Raw genomic sequence first — 15200 nt, 5'->3', positions numbered from 1 at the left:
GTATGCAGCACGATCAGGCCAGCTTGCCGACCGATTGTTCGAGCAGGTCCCACGCCTGATTGCCGAACTTGCTCTTCCATTCGGCGTAGAAACCCGCCTGGCGCAGCGCGGTGCGGAACGTGTCCGGCGTAGGACGGTTGATCGAGAGACCCTTGCTTTGCAGATCCGCGACCGCCGCGTCGTTCAGCTTGCGCACGTCTTCACGTTGCTTGAGCGCCGACTGGTTGAACGCGTCGCTGGCAATGCCCTGCAGATCCTTCGGCAAGCGTTGCCACGCACGCGGGTTCAGCACGAACCAGTAGCCGTCCCACATGTGATTGGTGAGCGAACAATACTTCTGCACTTCGTAGAGCTTCGCGACTTGCACGATCGGCAGCGGGTTTTCCTGCGCATCGACGATATGCGTTTGCAGCGACGAATAGACCTCGCTGAATTGCAGGCTGGTCGGCGAAGCGCCGAGTCCCTTGAACATATCGATGCTGAGCGGACTCACCGGCACGCGAATCTTCAGACCGCGCATGTTCTGTGCGCTCGTGATCGCGCCGGTGCTGGTCGTCGTCTGACGAAAACCGTTGTCCCACATCTTTTCGAACGATTCGAGGCCGGCCTTCTGCATTGCGGCCCGCACGTAGGCACCGAGCTTGCCGTCCATCGCGCTCCACACCTGGTTGTAGTCGCTGAACGCAAAGCCCACCGCGTTGATCGCGACCGATGGCGCGAGCGTCGACACCACCAGCGCCGACGGCGTGAACATCTCGATGCCGCCGCTGCGCACCTGCGCGAGCATGTCGGTATCGCCGCCCAACTGGTTGTTAGGGAATATCCGGATCTCCATGCGCCCTTTCGACGCCTCTTTGATCTGATTGGCCGCTTCCTGCGAGCGCACGTTCAGCGGATGCGTGAGCGGCAGGTTATTGCCGTACTTGAACACGAACTCCGGGCCGGACGCCGCGCGCACGATTGCCGGGAAGCCCAACGCGCTGGCTACCGGCACGGCGGCTGCGGCACGCAGCACGGTGCGTCTCGCGAGGTTGATCATTTGAGCGTCTCCTTGCTTATAATTGATGTGACTGTCGAATCCATCAAAAACCATCATCGCCCGCTCGCTACACCTTGATTGCCAGTCGCCGGTGCTGAGTCGTCGCGTGATAGCTGCAAGACTAGGCGTGCGCGGTAAGCGCTGTCAAACCGCGAACTTGATGTTTTTTGATGGACTTCCCTTCTGCGAAGGACCGCTATGTCCGAAACGGTTCACCTCACCGCCGCCGCGCGCGCCCGCATTCCCGACATTGCGCGCGCCGCCGGTGTTTCGACCGCCACGGTGGATCGCGTGCTCAATGGCCGTGAAGGCGTGCGCGCCGTGACGGCGCAACGCGTGCTGCAAGCGGCCGCCCAGCTCGGCTATCTGCTCACGCCAGAGGCGCCCGTCGTGCCCGCCTCGAAGCCGATGCGTATCGCGTTCCTGCTGCCCGCCGGCACCAATCGCTACTTGCATATGCTCGGCGACTACATCGACTTCGCACACGATCAGTGGAACGCGTTGGATATGAAGTGCCGTGTGCACTACGTCGAGAGTTTCAACCCGAAGGAACTGGCCGACCGGCTGTTGCACTACGGACAGCGCGCGGATGGCGTGGTGTTCATGGCGCTCGAACATCCTGTGGTGCGCGACGCGGTGAATGCGTTGGCGGACCAGGGCGTACCGGCTATTACGCTGATTTCGGATTTATCGAACGCGCGGCGGCTGGCTTATGTGGGCATCGACAATCGTTCGGCTGGACGCACGGCAGCGTTGCTGCTAGGGCGGTTCATGGGTCCTCGGCCGAGTGGGAAGATCGCCATGCTCGCGGGCAGCCTCAACTATCGCGGGCATGAGGAACGCGAGATCGGTTTTCTGCATTTGGTCGAATCGACGTTTCCACAAGTGCGCGTGATCGGATTGCGTGAGGGACACGACGACAGCGAACGCAACTATATGCAGACGCGCAAGCTATTGGAGCAGCATCCCGATCTTGCCGGCATCTACAACAGCGGCGGCGGGTCGGATGGCGTGGCGCGTGCGATTGTCGAGGCGCGCTCTGAGCAGAAGATCCTGTTTGTCGGCCATGGTTTGACGCCTGACACGCGAGCGTTGCTGATCGACGGCACCATGGATGCGTTGATCACGCAAACGCCGCAAGCCATGGTGGGAAATTGTCTGCGTATTTTTCGCAACGTGCGCGAGAAGCGTGACGCGATGAGTGACGTGAAGCCGGTGCAATTCAGCATCGTTCTACGGGAGAATTTGCCTTGAAATTGTCGTGGCGGCGTCGATCCAGACTTGCATGGGATGATGTTCGGTGCGGTATGTGCAAGCATCGAGCAGGCTCCGCTGGCTCAAAAATGGCACGTCAGGCACGTCAGGCACGCCGGATGCTGAATTACCTTCGTATTCAAACCTCGATACGAAAGGAGATCACATCATGCCTTACCTTCTCGGCTGGTTGCTTGGCGTCCCGTTGATCGTACTGGTCATCCTGTACCTCATCTTCCATTAATCCGTTGAAATCTGCTCGTTTGCGGAGTTGATCCGAGGTTCGTTTTACTGCGCCGCAGCCCCCACGCGGTTGCAGCGCGAAAGGCGACGCCCGCGTCCGGGCGCCGCCTTTCGCGCGTCCGTTCGATGCTCGCGTGCCGATGCATCGACGGCACCTATCTTTCCGCTTGCGCTGCGAGGAATGGCGCGTAAAACTAACCTTCCCTAGTCCGCGCAAAATGCCATATCCGCACACGTACGTTCAGCATCTCAGAATGCGTGCGAGGCAAGGAGGGACCGATGGCCAGCAACGAGTACACGCTGTCACACCAGGACGTGGTGAAAGCCGTCATTATTCATCAGGATATTCACGAGGGTTTCTGGACACTGAACATCAGTTTCGACGTCGCCGCCAGCCACGGTCCGCAACTGCCCGACCCTTGCCTTGCCGTGACGATCAAGGGCATCGGCATCATGCGCGCGTCGCCTGCCGATCCGTTCGCGATCGACGCCGCACGCGTCAATCCGCCGGCTCAGCATGTCGAGGGAACGGTGCGCATCGCGGCCGCTGTCAACGGCACGCATCAAAGCGGCATGCAATTCTGCCGCGACGTCTATCGCAATGTCGCGGTACAGAGCGCGGTCAAAGCGCCTACCAAACCAAGTTGATCGAGGAGCCACGCGTCGCTTTTAATTCGAGGCGGCGCGTGGTGTGGTGTTCGCCGCACAATGTAGTTGACACGCTCAGCGCACCGCCGCCATCAGCGCACCCATGCCGACCAGCACACTACCCATTAAACGATTCACGACGCGCAGCCGCTTCGGCCGTTGTAAAACGGAGCGCAAGCGGTGCGAGAAAATTGCCGTCGACGCCACGCCCAACGCGAACACGGATGCAAATGTCGCGGCCAGCAAAACATATTGCTGATTCGCGGACCAGTGCGCCTCATCCGAAGGAGCGCTAATGAACTGCGGAAACAAGGACGGAAAAAACAGCAGCGTCTTCGGATAGAGTCCCGAGGTGGCGAAGCCGCGCCAGAACAAGCTTCGTTGCTGAGCGTCGGCGGCCGGCGTCGCGAGATTCCCGCTGCGCCATTGCCTGCAACCGAGATACACCAGGTAGATCGCGCCTGCCCAGCGCAGCGCGGTCAATGCGCGCTCGTCGATCAGCAACAGCGAGTTCAGGCACAACGCGGTAAAGAGCAGTTGCAGAAGCACCGCACAGGTGCCGCTCCACACGCAGGGCAACGCGGCGCGCCAACCGGCGCTGAGCGCCTGACTCATCGTCAGCACATTGACGGGACCGGGGGAATAGACGAGGACTAGAGAAGTGAGAAGAAATGAAACGTACAACTGGATCGACATCGGCGGGCGTGTGGTTGCGGCATGCCAGTCCACGCCGCCGCTATCTGCGCGGGTCGAGGAACCCGTTGGTGCGGACGATCATGCTGGCAAGCATTCGGTTAGGAACATGCGTCCATGCCCGGCGAGCGCGTCTTACGGCGCTGGTGACGCCGCAATTCGCCCGCGTGCTGCCTTCCTGTGAAAGGCAGCAAGACACCGGATGGCAGCTTGTGGCCGCGCAAGGCCGCGGTCGCGAGGACCGCGGCCCGGACGGTTGTCCCGGGCATGAATGCACTCTGAAAATATACCGGGACGCACGCTGGATAGGCTTCTTAAAGCAATAGGCTTCCCGTGCGATGTCGGGACGATCTTCCTTTAGAATGCAATTTTCCAGAACAAGCTTCCCGTGACGCCCATGAGTACACGAAATCGCCCGCTCGACAACCAGGACCGCAAGATCATGCGCGAGTTGCAAAAAAACGCGCGCCTGAGCAATGCCGAACTGGCGGAACTGGTCGGCATGTCGACCACTGCGTGCTGGAATCGCACGCGTCAGTTGGAAACGGAGGGGTATATCCGCGGCTACGTCGCACTGCTCGATCAGCACAAGCTCGGCTTCGCGGACATCGTCCTGCTCGAAGTCACGCTGGACCGCCACGACGACGACGCCCTCGCCCGCTTCGGCGCCGAGTTGGCGACGCTGACCGAAGTGCTGGAGGCGTATCTCGTGTCGGGCGACTACGACTATCTGGTGAAGGTAGCGGTCGATGGCACGGCGGGCTACGAGCGGTTTCTGCGAGAGAAGCTCTACAAGATCGCCGGCATCCGGCATAGCCGCTCGATGTTCGCCTTGCGTTGCATGAAGAGCATTCCGTCCGTGCAGGTGTGAAAAGCGTGAGGCGCACTTGTGTGAATGCGCGGATTCACATTCAGCGCAACGCCTTCTGACACGCCGCCAGCGCCGCGCCCGCCGCGAGCAGCAGCGCGGAATAGACGAGCCCGCGCGCGAGACCTGCGCCGTCCGAGACCCAGCCGATCACCATCGGTCCGACGATTTGCCCGAACGCAAACACGATCGTGAACGCACTGATGCCTTTGGCCCAATGACTCGCGGGCAGATTGTGGCGCACGAAAGCCGTGGTCGACGCCACGGCGGAGAGAAACGTCGCGCCGAACAGCACGCCGGACACGAACGCTACCCACGGTTGCGTGAACAGCGCGGGCAGCAGCGTCGCGACCGCGAGCAACGCGTTCAGCACCGCGAGCGCCTGGCCGCCGCGCATGCGGTCGAGCAAGCCCGACCACACACGCGCCGAGGCCACGGTCGCCACGCCGAGCAGCAGATAAAAGCACGTGACGACAGCGGCGCTCATGCCCGCGTTGCGCAGCAGCGCGACGATGAACGTCATGTAGCCAATATAGCCGACGCCGAACAAGCCGTAGCCCGCCAGCGCGAGACTGAATCGCGGCCAACGGGGTGCATCGGCGGCGGCGTGTGATTGCGTGGCCGACGACGCCGTCGCGTGCAGCCTCTCGATTTTTCGCGCGGCGCCGATGGCCACTGCGGCGAGTACCGCGCACGCGAGCGCGAGGGCAAACCACGCAAACTGCCAGCCGTGCGGGACGTTGAAGATAGTCAGCGGCACCAGCACCGACGACGCCACGATGCCCCATCCCGTGCCGCCGTAATACAAGCCGAGGACGAGCCCGGCGTCGTGCGGCCTCGCCGATGCAAGCCGCGCCGCCAACACGCCGCCGCTGATAAAAACCGCCGCGCTGCTCACGCCGGTGATCACGCGCAAGGCGAGCAGCGGGTCCGTGTCGGAAAGCAGACCGCTGACGGCCATCAGTAGCGCGGTGGCCACGCAACCGCCGCCGAACAATGCACCGGCCGACCAGCGGCGCGCAAGACGCGGAAAAGCCAGCGCGCCGAGCAGATAACCCAGCGCGTTGGCCGTATTCATCGCGCCGGCTTGCGCGAAACTCCAGCCGAGGTCGAGTTTCATCGACGGCAACAGCAGTGCGTACGCGAAGCGGGCAAGCCCGAGCGCGATCGCGCTACCCAGTGACAGGGCCGCGGCAAGCATCAGCGTGGGGAGGCGTTGCGCCGCTTCGGTGGCCTTGGAAGGGGATGCGGCGTCGAGTGTTTTTGTCGGCATGTGGCAAGCGAAAGTGGGCATGGAGGCTGCAAGCCGCTTTTGCCAGAAAGGCTGAATTCGGCACTTCGCCATCATATCCGCGGGCGCCGGGCGCGGTTGACCGTTAGTTGCGTTAATGCATTGCCCTTCGACCGCCCAAGTTGCCCGCGTTTCGCATCGAGGGCCGGGCAGGCGCCTAACCAATTCACAGACTCGTTTTTCTAAATGCGAATGATTTGCATTTACTGGCAAATTAGCTCATTATTCAGCCCATTCCATCCGCCGAACCCGAAATCATGACGACGCTAGACATCAGCCGCCCCGAAACCGAAAACCAGCGCCCGGCGATGGCAAAGCCAGCCACCGGCGCCGGGCCAAATGCTCCGGCGGCGCTCGAAGTCCTGCTGTCGCGTCAATCGCAATGGCCGCTGACCGAGCCCGGTCCGGCCGACCCCGAACTCGACCTGATCTTTTACGCCGCCTTGCGCGCACCCGACCACGGCAATCTGCGTCCGTGGCGCTTTGTGACGATTCGCGGCAACGCGCGCGGGCCGCTCGGCGACGTGCTGGTCGACCTCGCCTGCGCCCGCTCGCCGGACGAACCGCGTTCGGCGCATGCGCATCGTCGGCAGAAGGCATTCGCCGCGCCGCTGGTGATCGCGCTCGGTGCGGCGATCTCAGCGCATCCGAAGGTGCCTGAGATCGAGCAATTGCTGGCCGCCGGCGCGGCGGCGATGAACATGCTCAACGCGATCCATGCGCTCGGCTATGGCGGCTTCTGGTCCACCGGTCCGGACAGTTATGAACCGCGCCTGCACGACGCGTTGGGCTTCGCGCCGAACGAGCGCCTGCTCGGCTTCCTGTTTGTCGGCACGCCGAAAACGCCGGGGCAAGCACCGGCGCGTCCGGCGCGCAGCGCGCACGTGCGCGAGTGGCTGCCGACGCAGCCACCTCAAAGCTGAAGCAAGCGCCGGTAGCGGCACCAAACGTGAGCACCCGGCGCAGGCTCTGCGTCGTCGCCCATCCGTCGCACGCGACAAGCGCTGGCCTGCGACGCGGCACCCGTCCCATCCGGCCGGCGCGATTCATTGGACCGTGTCCATTCAGGAGCAACGATGAACTTTCGCTCTCAACACAGCAGCCGCCCGGAACTGATCGACGATCATCCGACCGATACCGCCGACGCACCCGACCGCACCGTCCTGAGCGCCGTTCGCACGTGGCTGCGCCCCGCTTGCGAAACGGCGCGCGGCGGCGTGCACTGGCGCGACATTCTCAGCGGCGTCGGTCTGCGACAGGACGGCATCGAGCACTTCGATCTGCTGATGCGTTCGCTGATGCACGTGTCGTACCGACCGCTCGACATGCGCTGCCGCTGCGCCAGCGATCTCGGCAAGGACGAAGCGGTGATCCTGCAGACCATCGCGCTGCTGCAAAAAACGCATAGCGGCGCCGCGTTGCGCATGTTGAACGAATGGCTGCCCGCGCCCGCGGTGAGTGGCGTCCTGAAGCTGATTCGCTGGTTCGCCATCGATCTGCTCGACGCCGGTGTGGAACTCGACGTGCAAGCCCGGCGCGTCACGTACATGCATTGAGGAAGCAGGCCTATGCCATTGGAACTGGACCAGGCTTGCCCGGCGATTTCGCGTATGCGCGACGGCGGCGAGTCGCGCGAAGTCGCCGCTGAACGCAGTACTGCCGAACATGCCGTGCAGCCCGCCCGCATCGCACCCCCTATTGCCGCCGCGGCTGCACCCGCATTCCTGTCTCATCCGCTGACACGCAGCTATCCGTACAACGTCGCCGCGCCGCGCGCAGGCGAGTTGCATCTTTGGCGGTTCCGCTGTGAATGGCTGCCGGTGCCCGTGCAGGAAGGCGATAGCTGGCTGTCGAAGAGCGAACGCGAGCGTGCGCGGCTGCATCCGAACGCCGCGTTGCGCAAACGCTTTATCAGTGCGCGCGTGGTGGTGCGCTGGATCGTTGGGAATCTGTTCGACTGCGAGCCGCAAGCCGTCGAGCTGCAGGACGACGGCAACGAGAAACTGCGTGCGCGTCATCCTCGCGACGGCCGCGGCATCACGATCGATATCGCGTACGGTGGCATCTGGATCGTGATCGGCGTGGCGTCGGCGACGCTAGGATTGAGCGTCGTCGTGCCTTCGCCAGGCGCGTCGCCCGACGAGACACCGGAAGCCTCGCGACGCCGCGCTCGCTATGGCAGTCTTTGCAATGCGCTGCGTTACGCGCCCGTCGATATCGATGTCGAACTGCTGTTCAGCCACACCACAACCGGTGCGTTCGATCTCGCGGAACACGGCCGCTGGCATGTGCTGGATGTGCCGATGGCCGGCAAGATTCGCGCTGCGGTCGCGCTTGCGCAGCCGGCCATGCAGCCACTCACGCAAGTGCATGCGTTCGGCTGGCCGAAGGCTTTAGCGTTCGGGCGGGCCAACGCTTAGCGCGCCGTGCTTGTTTGCGATTACCGGAACGCGGTCACCGACCAGGCTACGCATGCAGCGTAGCTGTCCGGTGCCGCAAGCCAGTGCGCGGCGACCGCGCGCATGTCGGCGGGAATCTGCTTGCGCAGCGTCACGCGCTTGCTCTCACGCGGCAGCACCGTCAAATGCTGCAATCCGCGCGTGATGCCGACGCCCGTCGTTTTGACGAGCGCTTCCTTGGCGACCCACGCATCGTAAAACGCAGCGCTCTGCTGGCCTGCGTCGAGCCGTTCGATCCACGCGGCTTCTTCTGGATCGAGCGTCAAGGCCGCGATCGAATGCCAATTGAATTTGTCGCTGTGCTGCTCGACATCCACGCCGACGCGCCGAACCGGCGACATCGCGATCAGTCCGTGCGCGCCCGCATGCGATACATTGAAATCGAAGCGATCCGAATCCGCGAGATGGGGGCGGTGATTGGCGTCGAGCGCGAAACGCACTGCGTGTGCTGCAATGTCGAGCCGCCGCGCGAGTTGTTCACGCAGCGCGGCGCGTACGGTCGCGAAACGCAGCGCGTCTTCATGGCGGCGAAAGTTGCGGGCTCGCGTGCGTTCGTCGTCGCTGAGATATGCGAAGGCCGGCGCGTCGAGCGACGCAGTGAAGTCGATGTCGATCCGCCACAACGCAATGTCGGACGGGCCATCGTGCGGCAGCGGAACAGGGTCGATCGAATACATGCCAGGGGTCGGACGTGATGGGCGCAATCGCGGACGCATAACCGCGACTCTACCCGATCTAACGTCCGAAGCCCTCCATCTTTAGCGACGCTTCAGGCCTTCGGCATGTTACCGATGTGGCACATCAACTGGCAAAGCGTGGGATGACACCCGAGGAACTGCGGCGCGTTCTTCGCACAGGCGGCGAACTGTCGCGACCAGTTCGCATCGGTCGACGCTGCTGCCTGAGCGTCACGGGAGATTTTTTCACGACACGCTGTCAGCGTCGCGGCCAACGCTTTTGCGCTCAAAGGATGCGCGTAATTCACCGTTGGATAGTCGCTGAACAACTGCGCTAATGGCGAATCTTCGACCGACGCTAATTCGCCGACCGCGAGTTGCGTGGCAATTTGCAACACTTCGCACTCGAGTTCGAAAAAAAACGATTCGGGCACTGCCAGGCCAGGCGCGTAATGGTTAATCCAGAGCAACGCCGACTCGGCAAACTGTGCAGGAGAAAGCCACTTCCCGTCGACTTTCATCGACGCCAACTCTTGGACGACAAGGTCGCTTATCAAAAACAATTTCATCTCGTGTCTCTTTCTGGCCGAATGTGGGAAATTTCCCACCGGCAACGCACGAGGACATGGTGCGCCGGTACGAAGCAACCTGGCCCACCGGAACATCACACCCTATGCGATCGGATCATCCTTCGCTCAACAAGCCGGCTAGTATGAGGCAGCGCATGTGCCGCTTTGCTAAGAAGAATCTGATAGTCAGAAAGAACAAATTGAGAGAGATCGTGAATTGTCTCCTGCGAGTTTGAGACGAAGCGCGCGCAACAAATCATTACTATTGACGTCTTCCGAAATCTGCCTTGCGCAAAGTCACTTCGTGGTCGCGCTATGCGCTTAAGCAGCTAGCGAACGCGCTTTACCGTTTCGCGCCGACACGTCGGCCACGCCTTCGCGGGCATGCCGCAACGCTTCGAGCAGCGTGGCGTGATCGCCGATATGGTTGGCGAGCAGCAGGATTAGTTGCGCATTGGCCGACTGGCTCTGCGCATCGTCCAGATCGCGATGCATATCGATCAACGCCTCGTAGAAATCGTCGGGGCGGGCGAGATTCGGTTGCGTGTTCAATGCCATGTCTGTCTCCTGTCGACCAGAGTTGGCGCTTTAGCGCCTTACTCTGGTCCCATGCAAAGCGGTCGACCAGAGTTGGCGCTTTAGCGCCTTACTCTGGTCCCATGCAAGCTGCTTGCTGCTATCTTTTTGCTGATGCCGCACGTTCAAGCCGTGCCTTCGACGCACAGCGCGCGTTTCAACGCACGCCCGACATCATCCGCGTCGGGTTGCCGCCAGCGCGCGCAAACATGCTGGTCCGGCCGAATCAGATAGAACGTTCCCGGCTTTGCGTCGTAGCGTGCGTGGGCCAGCCCCTCGATATCGTGCGCAACTTGCGCTCCCGCCGACACAACAGCCTGCGGATCGTCACGCGTCACCACGACGAGCTTCAACGGAATCGGCCCCGCGCGCAAGGTGTTCAACGCGGCCTGAATCACCTGATCGACACCTTGCTCGCCGCAGAACAGCACGCCGGTGAATTGCTGGCCGAGTTGCTGCAGCAGCCATGCCGGTTGTGCCGCGACCTGAACCGGCGCATCGACACACGATGCGCCCGGCACCATCGCCCCTTCAAACGGGTCACAGTCCGCTGTATTCAACGGAGAATCGCGCAATACCGCCGGCACCGACAGCCGGCCGCTATTGGCCAGTTGCCGCGCAAACGGATGACGACGCGAGAGCTTCAGCACGGCATCGCGGAACACACGACTCACGGGGCTCTTTGGCGTAATGAAATCGGTGGAGCGCGTGGAGTTGCGGATGTTTTCGTCTGCGGCGAATTCGCGTTCGCTTGCATAGGTGTCGAGCAAAGCATCGGAGGCTTTGCCTTCGAGCACCATCGCCAGTTTCCATGCGAGGTTTTCCGCGTCCTGCACGCCGCTATTCGCACCGCGCGCGCCGAACGGCGACACGCCATGCGCGGAGTCGCCGGCGAACAAAACGTTGCCGTGCCGGAAGCGGTCCATGCGCAAACACGAGAACGTGTAGACGCTGACCCATTCCAGCTCGAACTTCGCGTCCGGTCCGAGCAGCGCACGCACGCGCGGGATCACGCGCTCAGGTGTCTTTTCGAGCACCGGGTCGGCGTCCCACCCTAGCTGGAAATCGATCCGCCACACGTTGTCCGGCTGACGATGCAGCAGCACCGATTGATTCGGATGAAACGGCGGATCGAACCAGAACCAGCGTTCGGTCGGAAATTCCGCTTCCATCTTGACGTCGGCGATCAGGAAACGATCCTTGAACGTCACGCCTTTACTGTCGAGTCCCATCAGATTGCGGATCGGACTGCGCGAGCCGTCGGCGGCGACCACATAGCGGCCGCGCAACGCGTACTGACCATCTGGTGTGTCCACTGTCAATGTCACGCTGGCGTCGTGAGTGCCGGACGTACCGCTTTGCTGCACGCCGACCACTTTGCTTTTCCAGCGGATCTCGAGATTCGGCATCGCCTGCGCGCGCTCGAGCAGAAAGCCTTCGACGTAGTACTGCTGGAGGTTGATGAACGCGGGCCGGTTGTGGCCCGCTTCCGGTTGCAGATTGAACGTGTACACCAACTCGTCTTTCAGGAATACCTTGCCGACATTCCAACTGATGCCCTTGTCCACCATTCGCTGCCCGCAGCCCAAGCGATCGAAAATATCGAGCGAGCGCTTCGAAAAGCAGATCGCGCGCGATCCCGTGGACAACGAACAATCGTCGTCGACCAGCACGACCGGCACGCCCTGCTGCGCGAGATCGATCGCGGTGGCGAGACCCACCGGCCCCGCGCCGACCACGATCACGGGATAGGCCGCCTGGTCCGCGCCGCCCTGCGCGCCCTGTTCGCGACACGGCTGGTATTCGAACGACAGCGTCTGGTAGTTGATGCTCATCTTTTGTCTCCGTCCTTCTCCGCTCTGCTTTGTCTCGCTGGGCGTTTATTCTTATCAGGCTTGCAGCGCGTCCCACATTTCCTTGTCGCGCTGCGCGGTCCAGATGCGCGGATGCGTGATGCCGCTCGCTTCGTCGAAAGCACGCGACACGTCGAACGGCAGACAGTGCTCATAGATGAAGACGTGGCCGAACTTCGGATCCATGGCCTTGCGCGTGTGCGCCATTGCGGCTTTCAGATCGAGCTTCTGTTCGACGGCTTCACGGCCTTGCTGCAGCAGCGTGGTGACAAAGTCTTTCGTGTAATCCAGACCCTTGTTGACGTCTTCCGGCGTAGTCAGCGCGGGGCCGCGGCCCGGCACGAGCTTGTCGGCCTTCAGCGCGCGCAATGCCTCGAGCGTGGCCGGCCATTGTTCGAGCTGCGCGTCGCCGCAATAGCAGGCTGCGTCGTACTCGACCAGGTCGCCGGAGAACAACACCTTCTGCGACGGCAGCCATACCACCGTATCGCCCTTCGTGTGACCCGCGCCGAGATGCGCGATGCGCACTTCGAGCTTGCCGAGAAACAGCGTCATTTCCTTTTCGAACACAAGCGTGGGCCAGGTCAAACCCGGCACCGTTTCGACGCCGGCGAACAGGCGCGGGAAGCGTTCGATTTCCGACTTCATGTCCGCTTCGCCGCGCTCGACGATCATCTCGTACGTGCCGCGGCTCGCAATCACTTCCTGCGCGCCTTCCTCGAAATACGCCGATGCGCCGAGCACGCGCACCGCGTGGTAGTGCGACAGCACGACGTATTTGATCGGTTTATCCGTGACGCTGCGAATCTTTTCGATGAGGTCTTGCGCCATGGCCGGCGTGGCGGTGGTGTCGACGATCAGCACGCCGTCGTCGCCGATGATCACGCCCGAGTTGGGATCGCCCTCAGCGGTGTAAGCGTAGGCGTTCTCGGACAGCTTGGTCCACGTGACTTTCTTGACTTCCAGATCGGCCTGGGATGCGAATGCCTTTGCCATGCTTGTCTCCCTCAAAAGTTGGACGTGAGGCGAGACGGCCGGCTGCGCGAATGCGGCGCGAGCTGACGGTATTGGAGGTTTGTCTCGCCCCGTTTTGACTCTGTGACTGCGCCGGTGTGTCGGGGTGAATGCATCTTAGGGCGAGGCCAGTTTATTTGTCAATAGCGAAATGTATCGCTATACACAAACTCCAGGAGGCCTAAGATGAGGCAGGAAGGCATGGGCCTTCGGTTAACATGGACCCTTTTTTTACGGACGAGCGCGGGTGTGAGCAAAGCAGCGAAATCGGCCACGGGCAAAGGCGCTGGCGACAGCGAGACGACGGACGTCGGCAAGACGCAACGCGGCATTCAAAGCGTCGAAGTGGGCGGCCGCGTGTTGCTGGCGCTCGCGCAGGCGCGCACGCCGCTCGCCTTGTCCGACCTCGCCAGCGCCGCGCAGATCGCGCCGGGGCAGGCGCACGCGTATCTGGTGAGCTTGAGCCGGTTGGGTCTGATCAAGCGCGACGAGCTCTCGGGCCGCTACGAACCCGGTCCGCTGTCATTGCGGCTCGGTTTGCTGCATCTGGAAAACCAACCGGCGTTTCGCGCCGCCGTGCCGCGCGTGGCCACGTTGGCCGAAGCGATCGGCTTCAGCGTCGCGATCTGTATTGCCGGGCCGCAAGGGCCGACCATCGTGCGCTATGAACACGCGGGATTTCCGTTGCATGTGAATTTGCATGTGGGCACGGTGATGTCGCTGCCGGCTACGTCGACGGGACGGGTGTTCTGTGCCTATTTGCAGCGCGAGTTGCTGGATGGGATGTGGGCGAATCAGTCGGGCGCTGTGGGTAACGCCATGACGTCACCTGACGAAATCGCCGCCTTCGAGGCCGCATTGGACGCGATCCGCGCGCGCGGCCTGGAATGCAGCGTGGATGCGCCGAGCCCGGGCATCAGCAGTCTGAGCGTGCCCGTACTGGATGGCGAAGGCCGCTTGTCGCTCGCGCTGACGGTGATCGGCTCGACCGGCGCGATCGACGTCGCCGCTGACGGCCCGATCGCGCGTGCGCTGCTTGCCACGGCGCACGACATCGGCGCCGAACTGGCTATCGCCCCTTCCTTGCTAGCTTCTTCCGCATCGTGACCGATTCTCTCGACACCTCTCACGCTCATTCCGCCGCCGATGCGAAACCGCAGCGCGGCATCCAGTCGCTCGATAGCACGGGTGAGTTACTTGCAGCGCTGGTCGCGGCGGCGCGGCCGTTGAGCTTGCGCGATCTTGCGGCCGCCGCTGGCATGCCGCCGGCGAAGGCGTTTCCGCATCTGGTGAGTCTGCTGAAAATCGGCTTGCTCAGTCGCGATGCGGCGGGCTGTTTCGAAGCCGGGCCGCTCGCGCTTGAGCTGGGTTTGATCGGTTTGCAGCGCTTGTCGCCGACGCGTGAAGCGGAGCCTGAAGTGGTCGAACTGGCGGCATCGACGGGCATGAGCGTCGCGATGGCAGTGCTCGGGCCGCTTGGGCCGACCGTCGTGCGTCTGGAGGAATCCGCGCGGCCGCTGCATGTGAGCTTGCGGGTCGGTACGGTGATGTCGCTGGCCAATACGGCGATAGGCCGCGTGTTCGCCGCCTATGTCGCGGATGATGTGCGGGCTGGTTTGCTGGTCCAAGATCATCTGCGGCTGGCGGGGGCCGATGCGGCGGATGTTTTTGCGGGGACGGCAGCTTCGGCGGCCGGTCCGGATGCAGCGTCTGCATTGCCGCCACTGACGAAAGCCTACGCTCAGCGTCTTGCGCAAATCCGCGCGGACGGGATCGATACCGCGCTCAGCCGGCCTGTGCCGGGCATCAATACGCTAGCCGCGCCGGTGCTGGATCATACGGGCAGCATCTGCCTCGTTCTGGCGTTGATGGGGCCGAGCGGCAGCTTCGACAGTGAATTGGCGGGTGGGCCGGCGCAGACTTTGCGCGCCGCGACGTCACGGTTGTCGCGGCGTTTTGGGTGGATGGCCGGGGCTCCCGAGTAACCGTTTTTTTCGAAAACTGGCCGTTCGTAAT

The 15200-nt window shown here is 62.6% G+C and carries 16 protein-coding genes; 8 read left to right on the top strand and 8 right to left on the bottom strand.

Translation table 11 applies throughout. The features are described 5' to 3' along the window. Positions 1 to 13 precede the first annotated feature (13 nt). Positions 14 to 1039 carry a TRAP transporter substrate-binding protein gene (locus PQR32_RS05275; RefSeq protein WP_408222934.1) on the bottom strand — a complete coding sequence of 342 codons (1026 nt, stop codon included), beginning with the start codon at positions 1037 to 1039 and terminating at the stop codon, positions 14 to 16. Between the two features lie 198 nt (positions 1040 to 1237). Between PQR32_RS05275 and PQR32_RS05270 the strand changes: the two genes are divergently transcribed. Beyond that, positions 1238 to 2293: a LacI family DNA-binding transcriptional regulator gene (locus PQR32_RS05270; protein WP_408222932.1), complete on the top strand. Its 1056-nt coding sequence runs from the start codon at positions 1238 to 1240 to the stop codon at positions 2291 to 2293. A 522-nt stretch (positions 2294 to 2815) separates the two neighbouring features. Beyond that, positions 2816 to 3184, top strand: coding sequence for a hypothetical protein (locus tag PQR32_RS05265; RefSeq protein ID WP_408222930.1), 369 nt, complete (start codon positions 2816 to 2818; stop codon positions 3182 to 3184). A gap of 75 nt (positions 3185 to 3259) precedes the next feature. Here PQR32_RS05265 and PQR32_RS05260 read toward each other — a convergent pair whose 3' ends face one another. Then, a complete protein-coding gene (locus tag PQR32_RS05260; protein ID WP_408223072.1) occupies positions 3260 to 3880 on the bottom strand; it encodes a LysE family translocator in 621 nt (206 codons plus the stop codon). A 394-nt stretch (positions 3881 to 4274) separates the two neighbouring features. On the opposite strand from PQR32_RS05260, the gene PQR32_RS05255 reads away from it, so the two are divergent. Continuing rightward, positions 4275 to 4748, top strand: coding sequence for an Lrp/AsnC family transcriptional regulator (locus tag PQR32_RS05255; RefSeq protein WP_408222928.1), 474 nt, complete (start codon positions 4275 to 4277; stop codon positions 4746 to 4748). A 40-nt stretch (positions 4749 to 4788) separates the two neighbouring features. Here the strand turns inward: PQR32_RS05255 and PQR32_RS05250 are convergent, their stop codons facing one another. Next, positions 4789 to 6018 (bottom strand): YbfB/YjiJ family MFS transporter, encoded by a 1230-nt coding sequence (locus tag PQR32_RS05250; RefSeq protein ID WP_408223070.1) that lies wholly within the window; start codon positions 6016 to 6018, stop codon positions 4789 to 4791. A gap of 275 nt (positions 6019 to 6293) precedes the next feature. On the opposite strand from PQR32_RS05250, the gene PQR32_RS05245 reads away from it, so the two are divergent. The 3 genes from PQR32_RS05245 (at position 6294) to PQR32_RS05235 (ending at position 8456) form a co-directional block, all read left to right on the top strand. Further along, on the top strand, positions 6294 to 6959 hold the full coding sequence (locus tag PQR32_RS05245) for a nitroreductase family protein (protein WP_408222926.1): 666 nt from the start codon (positions 6294 to 6296) through the stop codon (positions 6957 to 6959). A gap of 153 nt (positions 6960 to 7112) precedes the next feature. Beyond that, positions 7113 to 7592: a hypothetical protein gene (locus PQR32_RS05240; RefSeq protein ID WP_408204364.1), complete on the top strand. Its 480-nt coding sequence runs from the start codon at positions 7113 to 7115 to the stop codon at positions 7590 to 7592. 12 nt (positions 7593 to 7604) lie between these two features. Beyond that, positions 7605 to 8456, top strand: coding sequence for a 4'-phosphopantetheinyl transferase family protein (locus tag PQR32_RS05235; RefSeq protein ID WP_408222924.1), 852 nt, complete (start codon positions 7605 to 7607; stop codon positions 8454 to 8456). Positions 8457 to 8476: 20 nt separating this feature from the next. Here the strand turns inward: PQR32_RS05235 and PQR32_RS05230 are convergent, their stop codons facing one another. The 5 genes from PQR32_RS05230 to PQR32_RS05210 form a co-directional block, all read right to left on the bottom strand. Continuing rightward, entirely contained in the window at positions 8477 to 9172 is a 696-nt protein-coding gene (locus PQR32_RS05230; RefSeq protein ID WP_408222922.1) for a 4'-phosphopantetheinyl transferase family protein, read from the bottom strand. 92 nt (positions 9173 to 9264) lie between these two features. After that, positions 9265 to 9741, bottom strand: a complete 477-nt coding sequence (locus tag PQR32_RS05225) for a hypothetical protein (protein WP_408222920.1) — start codon at positions 9739 to 9741, stop codon at positions 9265 to 9267. A 321-nt stretch (positions 9742 to 10062) separates the two neighbouring features. Further along, entirely contained in the window at positions 10063 to 10299 is a 237-nt protein-coding gene (locus PQR32_RS05220; RefSeq protein ID WP_408222918.1) for a DUF2783 domain-containing protein, read from the bottom strand. 143 nt (positions 10300 to 10442) lie between these two features. Continuing rightward, positions 10443 to 12152, bottom strand: coding sequence for an FAD-dependent oxidoreductase (locus PQR32_RS05215; protein ID WP_408222916.1), 1710 nt, complete (start codon positions 12150 to 12152; stop codon positions 10443 to 10445). Positions 12153 to 12206: 54 nt separating this feature from the next. Continuing rightward, on the bottom strand, positions 12207 to 13166 hold the full coding sequence (locus PQR32_RS05210) for an MBL fold metallo-hydrolase (RefSeq protein WP_408222914.1): 960 nt from the start codon (positions 13164 to 13166) through the stop codon (positions 12207 to 12209). A gap of 219 nt (positions 13167 to 13385) precedes the next feature. Between PQR32_RS05210 and PQR32_RS05205 the strand changes: the two genes are divergently transcribed. Both PQR32_RS05205 and PQR32_RS05200 read left to right on the top strand, forming a co-directional pair. Then, positions 13386 to 14291 carry an IclR family transcriptional regulator gene (locus tag PQR32_RS05205; RefSeq protein ID WP_408223068.1) on the top strand — a complete coding sequence of 302 codons (906 nt, stop codon included), beginning with the start codon at positions 13386 to 13388 and terminating at the stop codon, positions 14289 to 14291. Then, entirely contained in the window at positions 14288 to 15169 is an 882-nt protein-coding gene (locus PQR32_RS05200) for an IclR family transcriptional regulator (protein ID WP_408222913.1), read from the top strand. The genes PQR32_RS05205 and PQR32_RS05200 overlap by 4 nt, the downstream gene beginning before the upstream one ends. Positions 15170 to 15200 lie beyond the last annotated feature (31 nt).

The sequence above is a fragment of the Paraburkholderia dipogonis genome (genome assembly GCF_046027395.1).
Lineage (GTDB): Bacteria > Pseudomonadota > Gammaproteobacteria > Burkholderiales > Burkholderiaceae > Paraburkholderia > Paraburkholderia dipogonis_A.
The sequence above is the reverse complement of the archived record's forward strand: the minus strand, read 5'-3'. Positions and strand labels throughout refer to the sequence as shown.